The organism is Chryseobacterium sp. CT-SW4 (assembly GCF_048572715.1).
GTDB lineage: Bacteria > Bacteroidota > Bacteroidia > Flavobacteriales > Weeksellaceae > Chryseobacterium.
In genome coordinates this window covers 117,118-134,969 of record NZ_CP183840.1, presented here as the reverse complement: position 1 = coordinate 134,969, position 17,852 = coordinate 117,118, and the positions used below count along the sequence as shown (strand labels likewise).

The following is a 17,852-nucleotide window of genomic DNA, read 5'->3' as shown; positions in this document are numbered from 1 at the left end:
ATCTGCAGCCGGATTAGCTGACCACTGGGTGTCCCCCACAAAAAGTATTAAAGGAGACCATCTTTCGAAAGTCTCCCTAAGCTTTCTCCTTATTTTATTTTTAATTAATAGTATGCAATTAATAAATTTAATGATGTTGAAGACTACTCTACTGCCCAATTTATTACTTGGCAACACTATTAAAATAGAAATAAATGTACAGAGAAAAAGGAACAAATTTATCGGTAATAAATTTTGATGTTTTTATTTTTTATTCTACACGTACAAGGTTAAATCTTGCGTAGTCCATATTTCCTTTATTGATAAGCCCCGCCGTGTAATATGCAAAGCTTACAACGATATCATTTTGACCGGTAATTCCCGTCATTACAGTTTCAGTTCCGTCTGCTGTAACGAGGGATAGGTTTCCGGTTCCTTCAACCTCTCCCTGATTAAAAAATATTTTTCCTGTTTCCAGGTTTTCCGTACTTCCCGGCAGCGAATAGGTGAAAGTAACACCTGTTTGTGTATCTGTGAATTTTATCACTCCCCACCATAAATCTATTCCGTTTCCTGTTCTGAAATATCTGAATAAATAGTCTATATAACTGGAATCATTAGCTATTAAAGCACCTCCGGGTATGGTAAAATTATATTTTGAAAAGTAGATCGGGTTATTTACCGTTCCTCCACTCTCCACTCCCAATTCATTCAGGGTACTGTAGAATAAAAGTGTTTCGGAAACAAGCCTTCCGTCTTCAGCAGGTGGAGTATCCAGCATTTTAGCCCATTGTTTTCCATCCCAATAATATAATCCTTTAGTAAGGCCGGCACTTTCCTTTAAGTTATAAACCAACATACCAGAGTGAATTTTGTTCTGCCCTAAGCTATCCGCAACAGCTACTAAAGGGCTAAGAGCCTTCACAGTATCTAATTCTACCCTAGGAACTATTAATCCTTTATTGGCAGGTGTTATTTCAGTAGAATTTACATTTTGGTTACCCACCTGAAGTAAGGCCCCTTTTAGAGCTTGAATTTCACTTCCATCATTGGTATTGCTAATTACCACCTGTGCTTTCATAAAAGAAAAACACATTAAACATACGAATAAGATTTTTTTCATAATTTCTATTTAATTTTTATTGGCACAAAATTACTGCTTGCCCCACCTTCCTCTCTTGCCATTAAATGTGATCGGAAGTTTTATATTGTCATTAAATTGAAATTTTGCTCACCCTAATCCATATATATTCAATAATTAACCCCAAAGGTTAGAGATAAGTATCTAAAAAAGCAAAGCATCCGGAAAATATCACCAAAGTGAGAAATGAGGAATTTTGAAATGCTGTGTAAGTTTATATGATGAGCATGCGGAAAACTCATAAATTATTATCGCAAGGAGGGATGATCATAGTTAGATTTTAAAAAGCCGGATTAACCTCCACTCAGGGAGATAAGGAGCAAAAAAATACTCTTATATAATATGAATAAGAGTATTGGTTTATTTCATAATATTATAATTCATTTATAGATGAACAGAAAAATGGTCCCTGTCATTTAAAAACTGAAAATGATTCCTGAATGAGTTTAGCTCATCCATATTCAGTTCACCTGAAATCAGGCTTCCGTTTTTCTCCGAAAGCTCTTTACCGTCTGCAAAAAAGAAATGAGAGCTTTCCGGATAAGCTAAATTATTCCCATCTGTCCCGATTCTGTTTACCCCAAATACATAGGACAAATTTTCAATAGCTCTAGCCTTTAAAAGATGTTCCCAGGTTCCTACTCTTTTTTCAGGCCAGTTAGCCACATACAGAATAGCATCATAATCATCATTGTTCCTGGCAAAAACCGGAAACCTCAAATCATAACAGACTTGCAGCAAAAACCGGACTCCCTTATATTTCACTATAACCCTCTCTTTTCCTGGAGTATACACTTTATCTTCACCGGAAAAGGAGAAAAGATGTCTTTTATCATAGTAAACATATTCACCATCAGGCTGAACGAAATACATCCGGTTGAAAAAATCTCCGGAATATTCAACAGGAGCACTTCCGGCAAAGGCAGCATTTTTTTCTCGGGCTATTTTTTTCAGAAACTCCAAAGACTCTTCATTTCGGTCCGAAACCTCCGCGGCATCCATACAAAAACCTGTGGCAAACATTTCAGGAAGGAGAAAAAGGTCTGCTTCCGTATCTTTAAGTTGATCTTCTATTAATTGAAAGTTTTTATGTTTGTCTTTCCAGACAATATCTAAGTTTAATCCCGTAATTATCATAATTTTTCTTCAAATATGATATAAAAATACGATTTTTTAATTGGTTTCGGTGTTATTTTTGCTGCTTACGATTCTAAATATAATGTCAAAATTGAAATTTATGAAGAAATTAATTTCTGCATTTATGGTAGTTTTACTTGGGAGTACCGTGAATGCACAAGCCTGGACCGGCAAAGGAGATCAGAAAGTACAGCTGGGGCTGAATGCCTGGGGATATGGTACAGGAGTAACGGGCACTTACGATTACGGACTGAACAGGCTTCTTTCCGTAGGAGCGGGACTGAATGCTTACTTTAGCGGATATAAAGATGATGACAAAGATAATCGTGTTTTTATTTTCGGAAGGCTTAATTTTCATTTAAAAGAGGCGTTGGACCTGCCGGAGAAATGGGATATTTATCCTGGTGTTGACGTGGGAGTCCTGGGTAAAGATTTTGGTATTGGTGCTCATATTGGAGCCCGTTATTATTTCACCAATAAGATAGGGGTATTTGCAGAAGTGGGAAACAATGGCAGCATTGGTGTATCTTTCAATTTATAAAATTAAAGACGATATATGACAAAGCTTCTCTTTTGGAGAGGCTTTTTTATTTGGCATAGTTTTGATAATTCTTACCTTTGCAAATTAATATCTAAAATACATTAATGGAATTAGCAATCAAGATCTTTCAATTTATATTAAGTATTTCTATCTTGGTGGTTCTCCACGAGCTCGGACACTTTCTACCCGCAAAATGGTTTAAAACTAAAGTAGAAAAATTCTACCTGTTTTTCGATCCATGGTTTTCTATAGTGAAGAAAAAAATCGGTGAAACCGAATACGGAATCGGATGGCTTCCTTTCGGGGGTTACGTGAAAATTGCAGGAATGGTCGATGAAAGCATGGATACCGAACAGCTTAAACAGCCTGCTCAGCCATGGGAATTCAGAGCCAAACCGGCTTGGCAGCGACTTATTATTATGCTGGGTGGAGTTACTGTAAACTTTTTTCTCGCATGGCTTATTTATAGCTGCCTTTCATTCTTTAATGGTGAAATGTATACCGATCTTACCAAATTCAACAATGGAATCGGAGTAACGGAAGCCGGTAAGAAAATGGGGTTCCAAAATGGAGATAAAATCATCAGCATAGACGGGAAACCTGCTGAAAGATTAGAAAATTCCGCCATTAATATTCTTTTCAGTAACAGTGTTACCGTACTAAGAGACGGAAAGGAAATTTCTTTCCCGGTTGCTGAAGCCGGCGTTGCAGATGTCATCAGACAGAGAGAAGCCAAATTATATATCACCCCAAGAATTCCTATGGTCATAGATTCTTTAGCTACTCCTACATCCAAAAGCTCCGGGCTTGCTGTAGGCGATAAAGTTATAGGAATTAACGGACAGAAAACTCCGTTTTTTGATGAAGTGAGTACCGTATTGGATCAAAATAAAGGAAAAACAGTATCTCTGGAAATCATCAGAAATAATGCGGCGCAAACACTTTCTGTTCCGGTAGACCAAAATGGTAAACTGGGCGTGGTAATTAATACTAAAGACTTAGGTAATTTAATTACCGATAAAAAATACTCTTTCGGGGAATCTATTCCAAGAGGGTTCCAGAGAACAATAGAAGCACTTACCATGCAGGTAAAACAATTCAAAATCATGTTTAATTCTAAAATCCAGGGCTATAAAAATGTGGGTGGACCTATCGCTATTGTGAAGTCGATGCCGGTAGATAAAGCAGCAGACGGAAGCTTTGCTATTAACTGGCCTGCATTCTGGAGTTTTACAGCGATGTTTTCGGTTTGGTTAGCATTTCTTAATCTAATTCCGATTCCGGGATTGGATGGTGGACACGTTCTATTTACATTATACGAGATCATTGTAGGAAAGCCTGTTCCTCAAAAGGTTTTGGAAAATGCTCAAATGATTGGAGTTATCTTCCTGTTAGGCTTAATGTTACTGATTTTCGGAAGTGATATCTTTAAAATTTTTACAGGAAAATTGTAATTTTTCATATAAAAAATTTGTGCGTAATAAATATTCGTCCTATATTTGCACCACTTAAAAACAAAGGACATTCCTCCTTAGCTCAGTTGGTTAGAGCATCTGACTGTTAATCAGAGGGTCGCTGGTTCGAGCCCAGCAGGAGGAGCAAAAAAGACTTACAGAAATGTAGGTCTTTTTTTATGGTTAACATCCATTTATTTCTTTGGACCCACTCTAAAACCACGTCTTTATCATTTCAAAAATCAACTCTATACAATTACTTCAATGAATATAAATAATTTCCAGTAGCCATGAAGCATTCTTAAAATTATTACTTACAAAAACTTGCTTGATATTAATATTCATTTTATATTTGCACCACTGAAAAAGAAAGAAAAATTCCTCCTTAGCTCAGTTGGTTAGAGCATCTGACTGTTAATCAGAGGGTCGCTGGTTCGAGCCCAGCAGGAGGAGCAAAAATAAAATGGTTATAAGTTTACTTATAACCATTTTTAATTTAATAAAAGTCTAAGAACACTCAAACTTCATTTGAGAACTTAAATATCTCCGTTGGGTATTTATATACTCAAAGCGTGCAAACTCATTCGCCTTTGAAATAGGAATAGAATATTTTTTTAAGGTTTCAATCCATTCCTTATGGTTCACACATACTTTTTTATTATTGGTCCGGACGGGGCTCACCGAATACATCCAGAAAAATGATTCATGGACATTATTATAAATACTATACATCGTATTAGAATCTACATGATTGGCTATATAATAATTCCTTTTGTTCCCTATCTTATTGGTGCCTGATGCTGCTTCCTCCTCAATCCTTCTAATCAGGAGGGAAAGCTCTTCGCTAAGCAGCATGAGTTCTTCCTTATCCAGTAGCCCCAGTCTGAAAAAATACATAATACTGTCCACAGTACTGTTAATGGTATTTTTATCAAAAATGTAAGTTATATTTTCTGCGTGCATCATCGTTTCAACAATACTGAGCCTGTGGGACTCCAAATCGGCAGGAATACTTATTTCCGAAAGTTTTGTACAGGAAGGAAATTCGCTTTTCTGCCTTGCCCATTGAAAATAAAAAAACTTGAACAGATTTTTATAAAGAAGGAGAAATATATGAAGTAAATGATTTCCGGTAATTTCACTGGAAAAACTTTCAACATTTGCAGGATGGGATCTTTTAAAAAAATCATCATAAATCCGAATAACAGAATAAAGAAATTCGCTGGTGTTCTGCTGTAAATTACCGTCCAGATTAAAAACAGCAAGATCTTTTTTCAATTCAAATGCTTCATCAATAGAAAAGTTTAAATTGTGTGACAAAAGGATAACCTCTTCAGCGGAAAAGGAAACTTCACCTCTCAACCTCCGGTAAGCCGATTCCAGACTTATATAAAGGATTTCAGAAAGATAGCTAGCCGGAGTAACATTCTCTGGGATATTTTTCAGTATATGCTTCAGTACCTGTATCCTAATTTGAGACTCATTTTTTTTTTTCATATGCAATATGGAATGTTAATTAACTTAAAGATTAATAAGAGTAATATCACAACATTAGTGAGATAAGGTTAAATAACATTTAGAGGTGGAATACGGAAGTAAACAAGCTTAAAATGAATATCAAACCTTTATTTACCGGAAAAAGAAGAAGAATCACGATAATTTTGAATTACAGGCATACCCTGTCAATCGATAATTATTTGGCTTAGGGAAACTAAATAAATAAGACCAATTTAAATTTCTTAATTTTAATACAAACTCCATATGACAAAATTGTGTTTTTTTTCATTTATAGCAGATATAAGATATATAATATCGGAAAATACCTTGATTAAATAACAATACCTGAAAAGTAAACTTCACTTAATGCTTTATTTACAATTGACAAATTTAATGTAAAACCATTTTAAACTCTCTCATTAAAAATGGAATTATTTATTATTTTATTCCAATATTTGCAATTTCATCAAAAACATCTCACATATTGTAGAATATTTATTACATACTTTATCTAAAATCCACATCAAAGCAAGCTCATAAGAGATTCTCCTCACAAATGAAAACGAGATAAATCCCTAAAAAGGGATTATCATCATCATGATTCAATAATCATTTGTTTGCTTTTTTTAATCTCGAAAAAGAAAAACAGGTCATCTATCCGACAGGAAAATAGCAATTACTCTTTCCCTTTAACCTCTTCCAGTGAATTCAAATATTGGGAAGGAGTAATTCCCTCGATTTTTTTAAAAGCCCTGTTAAAAGTTGACTGATTGGAAAAGCCGGCAGCTGTATATACATACATCATGGTAATTTTATTGAAATCCTGTTTTTTGATTATTTTTTTTACACGCTCTATCCTGCAGCTGTTCAGATAATGATTGAAATTATCATACCCGCTTACTTTTATAGCCTTGGAAATATAGCCGGTATTAATTTTCAGCAGTGCAGCCAGCTGGGCAATATTAAAATCAGGATTTTCATAATAACATCCATCTTCCACCACTCTTTTTATATCCAAAAAAATATTTTCATATTTTTTGCTTTCCTCATAATCCATACAACTTTCCTTTTTGTACAGGTTACATTTTTCGGATTCTATCATGTATTCTGTACAGTAAGTATTCTGTACATTAATAATCTTATCCCTGTAATAAAGTAAAAGACAGAAAACAGAAATATTGGAAATAAAAATAAAGGAATCCGATAAAATCATTTGCCGGCAGGTATCAAATTCCAAATGGTAAATCGTAAACTGATCCGATAAAAAATTGATCAGGAGCATTCCTGTCAGAATAACTCCGGTATAGATATAGACATATTTTTTTTCAAGAAAGATATAAGCACCCAAAATAACAGGGAAAAGCCATATCCCACTGGCCATAGAATATTTCCAAAGGCTCGAAATGATAATGAAACGAAAAATGATTCCTATTATGAAATAGAAATGCACGAAGGCTTTAATGTTATAATTCTTCTTTATTAAAAGCCATGTATAAGCAATAATACAGAAATAAAGAAATGAATAATAAGAAAACCTGGGATTTTCAGCCAGAAAATAAAAAATAAAGGCGTGAGTCCCTAATATAAAAAGCTTTAAATAAATGTAATTTTTAATAAGCTGACGCTTAAGTAAATCAATTTCTTTAATTTCCAAAAACCTCTCCATAATTCTAACTAAAGTTAAAAGATTACACCAGCGAAACCCAATAACAAGAAATACAAATAAAAAAATAACGGTTTCACTAAAAAATTCAATAAAGGGCGCAAAATTATATATTTTTTTTAACTTTAAATATTCAATATTTTAACCTCTGATTCCTATTTTGATTTATAATTTTCGTGAAAACTTAATAATCAAATGAAACCCATAAAACATATAGGCGAAATATTGATCAATCAACAAATATTCCCGGTTATATTTTTTAAATAAATTGTAAAGAAGCAAAGAGTATTTTAAAAACATTTTGTTTAACACATAATAGAATCCGGACAAAATCGTTATTAGGTTTATAAGTATAAAAGTGTCTTATTGTAATAATGCTATTTTTTGATACATTTGTATGTTATTTTTTTTAATAGAAAAAACAGTTTTTTTGTATAAACAGCACGCTTTTTGTTTATGCTAAACGTTCGAAGAAACAAATGATGTCAAACCAGTATTTTAAATATTATTTCGCCTATTTTACTCTTTTTATTTCAGGCTTTTTTTATGCTCAGAATTCAGCGAGCGGTAAAATTCTAGACAGTAAAACCCACAAAGAAGTTTCCGGTGTGGAAATTTTCATCAATGACAGCAACCAGGCCTACTTAACAACTACTAACGGCAGTTTTACAGTATCCTCCGATACCATTATTTATAAATTAAAATTTCTAAGAAAAAATTACAGCCTGGAAAGCATTGATATCAGCCCGGATAACACAGACAATCTTATCATTAAACTCTCCCCGGAAAAGGTAGGTGACATCCAGGAAGTTGTAATACATAACGAAAAGCCCAAATACAAAAACAAAAAGGAAAATCCTGCTTACGCTATTATGCAGCAGGTATGGAAGAGAAAAAGAAATAACGGACTGGATAAGTTTAACACCTACACTTTCAAGGAATATGAAAAAATTCAGTTTGATGCCAATAACCTGGATAGTGCATTCATGAGTAAAAAAGTTTTTAATAAGCTTGATTTTATTTTTGACTATGCAGACTCTACCGCCAATGGTAAAATGGCACTTCCCATCTTCTTAAATGAAGCCATTTATGAAAATTATGGTGAAAATAAGCCCCGGAAGAAAACCAAAAGACTTCTTGTCGCACAAAAGACCTCCGGATTTCAGGATAATCAAATTGTAACTCTCACCGCGAAAAACCTCTATCGAGATATCAATATCTACGACAACACCCTCAATTATTTTGACATAGGGTTTCCAAGTCCGGTTGGAACAGATGGGTTCAGTACCTATGACTATAATCTTATAGATACGATCAGCATACGAGGGCAGGATGCCTATAAAATAAGATATATGCCTAAAAGAACCGAGGTTCTTGCATTTCAGGGATATCTTTACATTGACACGGATAATTATGCCGTATTAGGAGCCACTCTTAAATCCACCAAAAAGATAAATGTCAATTTTATTAACGGGATCTCCACTGAACTGGAATACGACAACCCCGACGATGAAACATTTCTTCCCAAGAAGTTTGTTACAGAAATAGAAATGGCCCCCTTTTCCAAGAGTAAAAAAGCCAAAAGCATCATTATTGCTAAAAGATCCGTAGACTATTCTGCATACGAATTTAACAAACCTGTTGAAGCTTCAGTGTTTACCCGGAAGGAAGAAGAATATGACGATAGCTTTGTAGATAAAGATGATGCATATTGGGTAAAAGCAAGACCTGACTCCCTTTCCAAAACGGAGCAAGGAGTATATGATATGCTGGACAAGCTTCAGCAAACCCCAAAATTCAACAGAATAGTAAAGCTTTATGAAACGCTAGGCTCGGGTTACTATAATATTACGAAAGGAATTGACCTTGGAAGTATATACTCCATATATGGCACCAATGATGTGGAAGGAAACAGAATCCGATTAGGAGCAAGAACTTATTTCACACGTAATGATCCATGGAGAATTCAGTTTTATACAGCCTACGGGTTTAAGGATCAGCAATTCAAATATGGGGTGGAAGGACGCTATATGTTTAACAGGGTAAACAGGTTCATGATAGGTGCCGGAAACAGAAGAGACGTTATGCAGCTGGGAGTACAGCTTACTACCGACGATGGTATCATGTCCCGTTCCTTTGCTTCTTCTACTGTTTTTGCAAGGGGAGAAAACGCCTCCTTAAGCTCAGTAAACCAAACCAACATATTCACTTCTATTGAGCCATGGAAAAACTTTCAGGTGAGAATAGACGGAACTATGCAAAGTATTAAATCCGCCAATCCGGAAGGTTTTAGCCTGATGTATTATAAGAACGGAAGCCTTAGAAAAACAGTGAATGATTCGCATGTTACCTTAAGCCTTATTGCAAGACCGGGAGCCAAGTATTCCCAGACTGGTCTTGACCGTCATGAGCACGGAACATTAGCGCCTACCATTGTCCTGAAATATACACGCGGAATAGAAGGTTTATTCAATGCCGATTATAATTACAATAAACTTCAGTTTATGTTTTATAAGCCTGTCTTAATAGGAAGCTGGGGAAAAACATTAATCAATTTTGAAGCAGGAAAAAACTTTGATACGGTTCCTCTTGCACTCCAGAATATCATCCCCGGCAACCAGTCTTACAGTTTGGCTGCCAATACATTTGCTCAGCTTAATTATTATGAATTTGTGGCGGACACTTATACAACCTTACACCTGGAACACCATTTTAACGGAAAGATACTTTCCTATATCCCTCTTATCAAAAAGCTTAAGCTGAGGGAAGTAGCTTTCATCAGGGGAGCATATGGTACATTGAGCGATGCTGCTAAAAATATTAATGTGGAAGGCTACAAATATTCAGCACCTGATGAGCATATCTATTATGAATATGGATTCGGTATAGAAAATATCGGATTGGGAAACCTGAGGATTTTCCGTGTAGACTTCAACTGGAGGGGAAACTATCTAGACCGTCCTGATATCTCTAAATTTGGGGTAAAAGCGGGATTCCAGTTTGGATTTTAATTGGGTTAAATCAATATTAAGAAAATACAAAGAGAGATTAAATAAGTCTCTCTTTTTTATTCTGCTGTTAGGAGCTAATCAAAGTGATTCAACAACAAAGCACATGTCTTACTTCAGATAAGATAAAATAATGAGTCATCCTAAAATAGGTTGACAGTAAATCAACTTATTTCAGGACGGGACAATTACATACAAAAAGCCTCAACGAATGTTGAGGCTTTTATTTTTTATAAAACGCTAAATATTATGCGTTTGGTTCTACAGATACGAAAGATCTGTTGTTAGCTTTTTTTCTGAAAACTACTTTACCGTCTACTAAAGCAAACAAAGTGTGGTCTTTACCGATTCCCACGTTATCTCCTGGGTGGTGTTGCGTACCTCTTTGTCTAACAATAATATTTCCGGCAATAGCGTCTTGCCCTCCGAAAATCTTCACACCTAATCTCTTAGAGTGAGATTCTCTACCGTTTTTGGAACTACCGACTCCTTTCTTGTGTGCCATTTTATTATTGGATTATTATTATTTCTTAAGTTCTTTAAATTGAGCAATATTCTTAACGATAAGTGCATCTACATCTTCATGCGTAAGAACATTTTTCCCTAATTCTTCTTTAAGTTCTTTTCCAAGAACTGTTAAAGTCTCTCTGTTATCTTTAGACTGAGACAGACTGTGCTTCTTTAAGTGATAGTTCAATTCATGATCCTCACCAAAGTTAACAGTCGCATTGTCTGAAAGAACCTCTGACTTAGTTTCAGTTTTAGCAGTTTCTTTCTTAGCAGACTTTTTCGCAGCTCCACCTTCAAAACCAGTGATTCCTGTGATTTGAATTTGAGTTAAAGATTGTCTGTGTCCATTTTTTACTGCGTAACCTTTTCTTCTTTTCTTTTTGAAAACGATTACTTTATCAGCTTTTACATGGTCTAAGATCTCTGCTTCCACAGTGATACCGTTTACAGCCGGGGCGCCTACAGTGATTGAACCGTTTACAGTAAGAAGAACTTTATCGAAAGAAACTTTCCCTCCTTTATCTCCTTTTAAACGGTTTACAAACAACTTCTGGTCTTGCTCAACTTTGTATTGAAGCCCTGCTATTTCTACAATTGCAAACATTGTTTATAAATTTTTAATTATTTCGAGGTGCAAATATATGAATTATTTTCCATATACCTTAAAACCAACACTATAATTTTTTAACTTAATTCCGGGTTTTATAAAATTCACTATGCTATGAATATTTTTTTTAAACCAAAAAATAGTGAATTAATATAATTTTTTATAAGTTCGTATTCACACACCAAAAATATTTTATATGAAAAGAAACTTTAAGTTCTGCTTAATAGCAGGAGCAGTTGCTGCATTTTCCTTGTCAGCATGTAATGATGATTCCTTAACAGACAATTCTGTAGCACCCCAATCCTTATCCGAAAGCGCAAAAATCGAACAGCCCGGAGAACTGGAAAAATCCTGTTCCTATGTAGATGCCTACTGGTCTTCCACAGCGGTTCTGAAAACAACACTTTCCACTACAGCTGACACCAATTTTATGACTTCCCAGATGAGTAAAAATGCGGCCATGTGGGGAAGAAGCGCTCCTCTGTTGAGATTCGTAGATGATCCATCCAATCCCAGCTCCACCTACAACGCCATTTCGTATTCCAACGGAAGGATTTATTATGGATATGCTATCTACGCCGATGCAAAAAATAAAGGTGGAGACATTGTAAATGCCATGATTCTCGCCCATGAATACGGTCATCAGCTTCAATACGCATATGGGTTGCCGACGGTAAATGAGTCCACCGCAAGACCCAATGAGCTGGAAGCAGACGGTTTTGCAGGCTATTATCTGAGAAGACCCAATGGTTATAACAAAACCAACTTCTCCGAAATTGCTGCCGCTTACGAATTTGCACAAAGCATTGGAGATTACTCAACCACTAATCCAAGCCACCATGGTACACCTCCACAAAGAAGATCTGCAGTACGTTTAGGATTCCTTCTCGGGGAATACAGTCTTTCCGCAGCAGACTTTGATTACAATTTCTTCTATTATTATCAAGGAGTCCTCAACGGAACCTACAAAATGGGTAAAAATCAAAGAAATCCTGAAATTGACGCTTACATGAGCAAATACATGGATGAACTGAGAAAAATCTATAATGGGGAAATATCTCCTGAAGAATATAAAAATCTTTAAACATTCATTTCACATTATATTTAAGGAAAGAGGTAAATTGATTTTACCTCTTTTTTTGGTGAGATAAAATGATAATTCACAAAAGTTTATTTACTTTTGAACTCACATATAAGCGACTAATGAACAGAGATCTTTACATTGATTTTGCAAAAGGACTGGCCACTCTTTCCATCATTTTTATTCATACCGCATTCTGGTCCGGACAATTTTATATTCCTACGGAAGTCAGGGTGTTTTCATTAGTTTTTGATGTGGCCCTTTTTTATGCCCTCAGTGGTATTACTTCAGGATCCAATATTGAAAAAACTTTCTACCGCCTGTTGAAACTGCAAATCACTTATATGATTTTTGTAACGGTACTTTTCTTTACAGATTATTTCTTTAAAGTATTCGGACTAAGCGTTTTTTCATTGGAATGGCTTCAAAATTTTTATTCCACCTTTGGATCAAAATATACCCCTTCCGGCATCTCCTATGTTCCTCAATGGCAAAACCTGGGAAACTGGTACCTTCATCAATATACGAATGCAGATACCTTTCCTGTGGTAATGGGTAGTTTCTGGTATCTGAAAGTATACTATATCCTTACGGTATTCGGGGTGTTAATTTTAAGGTTTTTTCCAAAACATATCAACTGGTTCATCGGACTATGCATTGTTCTCACGCTTATTTTTAATATTTATCCACAATATTATCCGTCCGGGCAAGTAGGATATGTAGCTTTCTATCTGGGTTTATTTTTAATAGCTAACCGGATGAGGGGCAAAAAAATCCCTACCCGTATTATTCCGGTCCTTTATGCACTGGTAGCCGCTGCTCTCGTATGGATGTTCTGGTATTATGGAAATGACATCTTCTACACAATCAGTAAGCAGAAGTTCCCTCCGCGAATCCCTTATATTATCTGGACTTTATTTTCGATTGTAACCTTATTTGTATTTTATAACAGACTGAAAATCAACAAAGAAAATCTAATTACATTTATCGGAAAAAATGCAATTTTCTTTTACTTTGCACAAGGTATAAGCTCATCTCTTATTTATTTTATTGTGGTTCCGTTGAATAATAAGCTTCCCTGGTGGATCTTAATGATTATTATTTATATTGCCAACATAATCCTGGCTTACCTCATCGCCATAGCATTAAAAAAAGTCGATAGCACCGGTTGGAAAATTTTAGAGTTTTTGCGCCGGAAAACAGCGTCTTAGAGAGACTCGGAGCAATTTAAAATAAAATACTGTTCTTATCTCAATTTATTTTAAATTTACAAAAAATTTATAATATGTTTAAGTTGAAACTCCCTACCGATCCAAGGTGGGCCAATATTGCAGAAGGAAACATTGAAGAAATTTTAACAGATCATGCTTGGTGTGAACAAAAAGCTGCCACTAATGCCATCTCACTGATCACCATGTTACCTGAATATCCCGAAATAGTAACTGAGCTTCTGGCTATTGCGCAGGAAGAGCTGGATCATTTTAACCAGGTTCATGAGATCATCAAAAACAGGGGCTATGCCTTAGGAAGACAAAGGAAAGATGATTATGTAAATGATCTTATGAAGTTTATTGTACAGGGATCCCGGGATGAGCTCATCATTGATAAAATGCTTTTTGCCGCCATGATAGAAGCACGAAGCTGCGAAAGGTTCAAAGTTCTTACCGAAAACATTAAAGATGAAGAGCTTAAAACCTTCTATAAAGAGCTGATGATATCCGAAGCCAATCACTATACCACTTTTATCGGATTTGCCCGCCTTCTGGGAGACCCTGAAAAAGTAAATAAACGTTGGGAAGAATGGCTGGAATATGAAGCCCAAATCATCCAGTCTTACGGGAATAAAGAAACCATACACGGATAAAAAATACAAATTGAAAAAACTTTCTTTTGAAAATATAACCAGTACTTTCCTGAAAAACTTTTTTCAGGGCCTGGTAATTATTGGACCTATAAGCCTTACTATTTTTGTCATTTGGTACATCATCACAGCCATTGACAATATTATTCCCTCGGTGGCAAAACAAATCCCGGGACTCGTTTTTGTCTCAACTATTATGCTTACTGCCCTGCTTGGGTATTTAGGAAACAAATTTGTAGTAGGACGATTCTTTTTCGACAGAATGGACAGCCTTCTGGAAAGAACTCCGGGAATAAAACATATATATTCTCCCACCAAAGATGTAATGTCTTCATTTGTAGGAGATAAAAAGAAATTTAACGATCCTGTTTGGGTGAAAACCAATGAAAATCCTGAAGTCTGGAGAATAGGTTTTCTTACTCAGAAAGAGATGGCCGACGTAGGAAAAGATAATTATGTTGCAGTATATCTTCCCCACTCGTATGCTATTTCCGGTTGGGTAATTGTTACTGAAGAAAAAAACATCAAACCTGTAGTGGGGATGACAGCAGCTTCCGCAATGAAATTTGCAGTAAGCGGGGGTGTTGCCGGATTCCACTCTGATGAAAATGTATTTAAAGCTCCTGAATGATCTTCTGCTCATTCCTTTGAATACTGATGATTTGAAATTATTTCAAGCTAAATTTTCTTTAAAAACAACCTAATATATCAATCCATGGACTTGCCTTACGCGGAGCCTTTCCGCATTAAAATGATTGAAGAAATTTATCAATCCACAAGAGAAGAAAGAGAAAAATGGCTGAAAGAAGCTAATTACAATTTATTTAACCTTAAATCTTCACAGGTTTTCATCGACCTGCTTACAGATTCCGGAACCGGAGCCATGTCGGACAGGCAATGGGGAGCTTTAATGACCGGTGATGAAAGCTACGCCGGTTCACAGTCATTTGAACAACTTCAACAGACGGTTCAGAATATCACAGGATATCAGTATCTTCTTCCTACACATCAGGGAAGGGCTGCCGAAAACGTTCTTTTTTCCGCATTAATAAAAGATGGAGATATCGTACCCGGAAATTCTCATTTTGACACGACCAAAGGACATATTGAGATCAGAAAAGCCCATGCGGTAGACTGTACTATTGATGAGGCTTTTGACATTAATGACCTGCATCCCTTCAAGGGAAACATCTGCCTGAAAAAGCTGGAAAACATTTACAAAATTTATCCTACAGAGAAAATCCCGTTTTGCCTGGTAACCATTACCTGTAATTCTTCTGGAGGTCAGCCTGTTTCCCTGGAAAATATGAAAGCAGTAAAGGAACTTTCCGACCGGTATGGGATTCCTGTGTTCTTTGATTCGGCAAGGTTTGCAGAGAATGCCTATTTTATTAAAAAGAGAGAAAAAGGACAGGAAAACAGAAGCATTAAAGATATTTGTAAGGAAATGTTTTCTTATGGTGACGGAATGACCATGAGTTCAAAAAAAGACGGACTGGTAAACATCGGAGGATTTATAGCCTTAAATAACAAGGAAATTTTCCGTGCCGCCTCTAACTTCACCATTATCTATGAAGGCTTTATCACTTATGGAGGTATGGCAGGAAGAGATATGGCTGCATTGGCAGTAGGTCTTAACGAAGCTACGGAATTTGCTTATCTGGAAGCGAGAATTTCCCAGGTGGAATATTTGGGAAATAAGCTTATTGAATATGGGATTCCGGTTCAGAAACCTATTGGCGGACATGCTGTTTTCATCGATTCATTGCATTTCCTTCCCCATGTTTCCCGTGAAGAATTTCCGGCTCAGACATTGGGTCTTGAAATTTATAAGGAAGCAGGGATCAGGACGGTAGAAATCGGAACCTTATTGGCAGACAGGGATCCGCAGACGAGAGAAAACCGTTATCCTAAACTGGAACTGGTACGCCTGGCTATACCAAGAAGAACTTACACCAATAACCATATGGATTACATAGCGGCGGCAATTAAAAATGTTTACGAAAGAAGGAATGAAATAACAAGGGGTTACCAGATTACCTGGGAACCTGAAATATTAAGACATTTTACTGTACAGCTTGAAGAAGCTTAAAGCATAAAAAAGCTCCTGGATTTTCAGGAGCTTTTATTTTTTATTGTTTTGATATCTTATACAGTTTTCCGCTATCGGTTACGGCATACAGATTTCCGTCCGAGCCATCCAGAACATCCCGGAATCTCTCTTTTTGATCCACCAGAAGACGTTCCTCTCCCACTACTTTGTTATCTTTCATTACAATCCTGTTGATATGCTCTCCGCTTAAACATCCTATAAAAAGATTATTTTTCCATTCCTCCATATTACCTGTGTAAAAAGTAACCCCACTTGGAGAGATCACAGGATCCCAATAATAAACCGGTTGTTCCGTTCCTGCTTTCTGGGTGATCCCCTGTCCTACCTTCTCACCAGAATATTCAATTCCATAGGTCACATCACCCCATCCGTAATTTTTACCGGCTTGAATGAAATTGATTTCATCTCCTCCCTTAGGTCCCATTTCCACATCCCAAAGATTTCCGTTGGGATCCAGAGCCATTCCCTGTGGATTTCTTACTCCGTAAGCATAAATTTCCGGCTTAAATCCTTCTTTTCCGATAAATGGATTTCCAGGAGCCGGCTTTCCATCCTTGGTTATTTTTAGTATTTTACCCAAATAATTATCAGTTTTCTGTGCCAGGGCACGGGTAACTTTATCTGACCTTTCTCCTGTGCTTACAAATAAATAGCCATCTTTATCGAATGCAAGCCTGCTTCCGTAATGCAATTTACCATCATACGACGGCTCTGCACGGAAAATCACTTTTACATTTTCTATTTTTTTAAGATCAGCAGATAGATTTCCTTTGGCAACTGAGGTTAAATTTCCTTTTCCAAAAGGTTCCGAAAAACTGAAATAGATGATATTATTATTTTTAAAATCGGGATCTAAAGTCACATCCAGCATTCCTCCCTGTCCTCTGGAGTCTACTTTTGGAAATCCTGAAATTTTAGTAACCTGCTTTCCATCGCTTGAAACAACATTCATGAATCCTGTTTTTTCCGTGATGAGAAATCGTCCGTCAGGTAAATTAATAATTCCCCAAGGTTTTCCCAAACCTTCACTAATGATCTCCACTTTATAGGGAGCTGTAGTTTTAACAGCCTTTATACGAGTCTGTCCTGCGAATGCAGGTTTGTAATCAGAATTAGGCTTTTCCGTTTCCACACTTCCGTCAGTCCCCGTTTTCTGCTGCTGGGCATTTGCATTATTCTTATGGCACGACGATAATATTAAAAAGACCGCTAAAGCTGATCCGTAAAAAAAGTTGAATTTCATAGTCTTAGAATTAAAAT

Annotated in this window: 15 protein-coding genes and 2 tRNA genes; 10 read left to right on the top strand and 7 right to left on the bottom strand. The window is 36.1% G+C overall.

All coding sequences use genetic code 11. The features are described 5' to 3' along the window. Positions 1–250: 250 nt before the first annotated feature. Together ABJ974_RS00600 and ABJ974_RS00595 are read right to left on the bottom strand one after the other, a co-directional pair. Entirely contained in the window at positions 251–1,102 is an 852-nt protein-coding gene (locus ABJ974_RS00600) for a hypothetical protein (RefSeq protein ID WP_419869458.1), read from the bottom strand. Positions 1,103–1,504: 402 nt separating this feature from the next. Continuing rightward, on the bottom strand, positions 1,505–2,257 hold the full coding sequence (locus tag ABJ974_RS00595; RefSeq protein WP_419869457.1) for a nitrilase-related carbon-nitrogen hydrolase: 753 nt from the start codon (positions 2,255–2,257) through the stop codon (positions 1,505–1,507). Positions 2,258–2,357: 100 nt separating this feature from the next. On the opposite strand from ABJ974_RS00595, the gene ABJ974_RS00590 reads away from it, so the two are divergent. The 4 genes from ABJ974_RS00590 (at position 2,358) to ABJ974_RS00575 (ending at position 4,705) form a co-directional block, all read left to right on the top strand. Then, complete coding sequence (locus ABJ974_RS00590; RefSeq protein ID WP_419869456.1) at positions 2,358–2,798, top strand: DUF6646 family protein; 441 nt, start codon at positions 2,358–2,360, stop codon at positions 2,796–2,798. A gap of 104 nt (positions 2,799–2,902) precedes the next feature. Next, complete coding sequence (gene rseP / locus ABJ974_RS00585; RefSeq protein WP_419869455.1) at positions 2,903–4,252, top strand: RIP metalloprotease RseP; 1,350 nt, start codon at positions 2,903–2,905, stop codon at positions 4,250–4,252. A gap of 71 nt (positions 4,253–4,323) precedes the next feature. After that, a tRNA-Asn gene (locus ABJ974_RS00580) sits at positions 4,324–4,397 on the top strand. A gap of 234 nt (positions 4,398–4,631) precedes the next feature. Further along, positions 4,632–4,705 (top strand) — tRNA-Asn (locus ABJ974_RS00575). Positions 4,706–4,759: 54 nt separating this feature from the next. Here ABJ974_RS00575 and ABJ974_RS00570 read toward each other — a convergent pair. Both ABJ974_RS00570 and ABJ974_RS00565 read right to left on the bottom strand, forming a co-directional pair. Then, positions 4,760–5,749, bottom strand: a complete 990-nt coding sequence (locus ABJ974_RS00570) for a hypothetical protein (RefSeq protein ID WP_419869454.1) — start codon at positions 5,747–5,749, stop codon at positions 4,760–4,762. A 676-nt stretch (positions 5,750–6,425) separates the two neighbouring features. Continuing rightward, positions 6,426–7,199 (bottom strand): helix-turn-helix domain-containing protein, encoded by a 774-nt coding sequence (locus ABJ974_RS00565; protein ID WP_419869453.1) that lies wholly within the window; start codon positions 7,197–7,199, stop codon positions 6,426–6,428. Between the two features lie 692 nt (positions 7,200–7,891). On the opposite strand from ABJ974_RS00565, the gene ABJ974_RS00560 reads away from it, so the two are divergent. Further along, positions 7,892–10,423 (top strand): DUF5686 family protein, encoded by a 2,532-nt coding sequence (locus tag ABJ974_RS00560; protein ID WP_419869452.1) that lies wholly within the window; start codon positions 7,892–7,894, stop codon positions 10,421–10,423. A gap of 244 nt (positions 10,424–10,667) precedes the next feature. Here ABJ974_RS00560 and rpmA read toward each other — a convergent pair whose 3' ends face one another. Both rpmA and rplU read right to left on the bottom strand, forming a co-directional pair. Next, entirely contained in the window at positions 10,668–10,925 is a 258-nt protein-coding gene (gene rpmA / locus ABJ974_RS00555) for a 50S ribosomal protein L27 (protein ID WP_194739862.1), read from the bottom strand. An 18-nt stretch (positions 10,926–10,943) separates the two neighbouring features. Further along, a complete protein-coding gene (gene rplU, locus ABJ974_RS00550) occupies positions 10,944–11,534 on the bottom strand; it encodes a 50S ribosomal protein L21 (RefSeq protein ID WP_419869451.1) in 591 nt (196 codons plus the stop codon). Between the two features lie 199 nt (positions 11,535–11,733). On the opposite strand from rplU, the gene ABJ974_RS00545 reads away from it, so the two are divergent. The 5 genes from ABJ974_RS00545 (at position 11,734) to ABJ974_RS00525 (ending at position 16,571) form a co-directional block, all read left to right on the top strand. Beyond that, the gene (locus tag ABJ974_RS00545) at positions 11,734–12,621 is read left to right on the top strand and encodes a neutral zinc metallopeptidase (RefSeq protein WP_419869450.1); all 888 of its coding nucleotides are present in this window, start codon (positions 11,734–11,736) and stop codon (positions 12,619–12,621) included. 119 nt (positions 12,622–12,740) lie between these two features. Then, complete coding sequence (locus tag ABJ974_RS00540; RefSeq protein WP_419869449.1) at positions 12,741–13,829, top strand: acyltransferase family protein; 1,089 nt, start codon at positions 12,741–12,743, stop codon at positions 13,827–13,829. Between the two features lie 74 nt (positions 13,830–13,903). Further along, the gene (locus tag ABJ974_RS00535; protein ID WP_419869448.1) at positions 13,904–14,482 is read left to right on the top strand and encodes a MiaE family protein; all 579 of its coding nucleotides are present in this window, start codon (positions 13,904–13,906) and stop codon (positions 14,480–14,482) included. A gap of 10 nt (positions 14,483–14,492) precedes the next feature. Further along, positions 14,493–15,110 (top strand): DUF502 domain-containing protein, encoded by a 618-nt coding sequence (locus tag ABJ974_RS00530; protein WP_419869447.1) that lies wholly within the window; start codon positions 14,493–14,495, stop codon positions 15,108–15,110. 84 nt (positions 15,111–15,194) lie between these two features. Beyond that, complete coding sequence (locus ABJ974_RS00525) at positions 15,195–16,571, top strand: tryptophanase (RefSeq protein WP_419869446.1); 1,377 nt, start codon at positions 15,195–15,197, stop codon at positions 16,569–16,571. A gap of 40 nt (positions 16,572–16,611) precedes the next feature. Here the strand turns inward: ABJ974_RS00525 and ABJ974_RS00520 are convergent, their stop codons facing one another. Further along, on the bottom strand, positions 16,612–17,835 hold the full coding sequence (locus ABJ974_RS00520) for a PQQ-dependent sugar dehydrogenase (protein ID WP_419869445.1): 1,224 nt from the start codon (positions 17,833–17,835) through the stop codon (positions 16,612–16,614). Between the last annotated feature and the right edge of the window lie 17 nt (positions 17,836–17,852).

Coding starts and splice junctions, on each gene's coding strand:
- ABJ974_RS00590 (WP_419869456.1), top strand. CDS start 2,358: ATGAAGAAATTAATTTCTGCATTTATGGTAGTTTTACTTGGGAGTACC.
- ABJ974_RS00595 (WP_419869457.1), bottom strand. CDS start 2,257: ATGATAATTACGGGATTAAACTTAGATATTGTCTGGAAAGACAAACAT.
- rseP (WP_419869455.1), top strand. CDS start 2,903: ATGGAATTAGCAATCAAGATCTTTCAATTTATATTAAGTATTTCTATC.
- ABJ974_RS00535 (WP_419869448.1), top strand. CDS start 13,904: ATGTTTAAGTTGAAACTCCCTACCGATCCAAGGTGGGCCAATATTGCA.
- ABJ974_RS00560 (WP_419869452.1), top strand. CDS start 7,892: ATGATGTCAAACCAGTATTTTAAATATTATTTCGCCTATTTTACTCTT.
- ABJ974_RS00600 (WP_419869458.1), bottom strand. CDS start 1,102: ATGAAAAAAATCTTATTCGTATGTTTAATGTGTTTTTCTTTTATGAAA.
- ABJ974_RS00570 (WP_419869454.1), bottom strand. CDS start 5,749: ATGAAAAAAAAAAATGAGTCTCAAATTAGGATACAGGTACTGAAGCAT.
- rpmA (WP_194739862.1), bottom strand. CDS start 10,925: ATGGCACACAAGAAAGGAGTCGGTAGTTCCAAAAACGGTAGAGAATCT.
- rplU (WP_419869451.1), bottom strand. CDS start 11,534: ATGTTTGCAATTGTAGAAATAGCAGGGCTTCAATACAAAGTTGAGCAA.
- ABJ974_RS00545 (WP_419869450.1), top strand. CDS start 11,734: ATGAAAAGAAACTTTAAGTTCTGCTTAATAGCAGGAGCAGTTGCTGCA.
- ABJ974_RS00525 (WP_419869446.1), top strand. CDS start 15,195: ATGGACTTGCCTTACGCGGAGCCTTTCCGCATTAAAATGATTGAAGAA.
- ABJ974_RS00540 (WP_419869449.1), top strand. CDS start 12,741: ATGAACAGAGATCTTTACATTGATTTTGCAAAAGGACTGGCCACTCTT.
- ABJ974_RS00520 (WP_419869445.1), bottom strand. CDS start 17,835: ATGAAATTCAACTTTTTTTACGGATCAGCTTTAGCGGTCTTTTTAATA.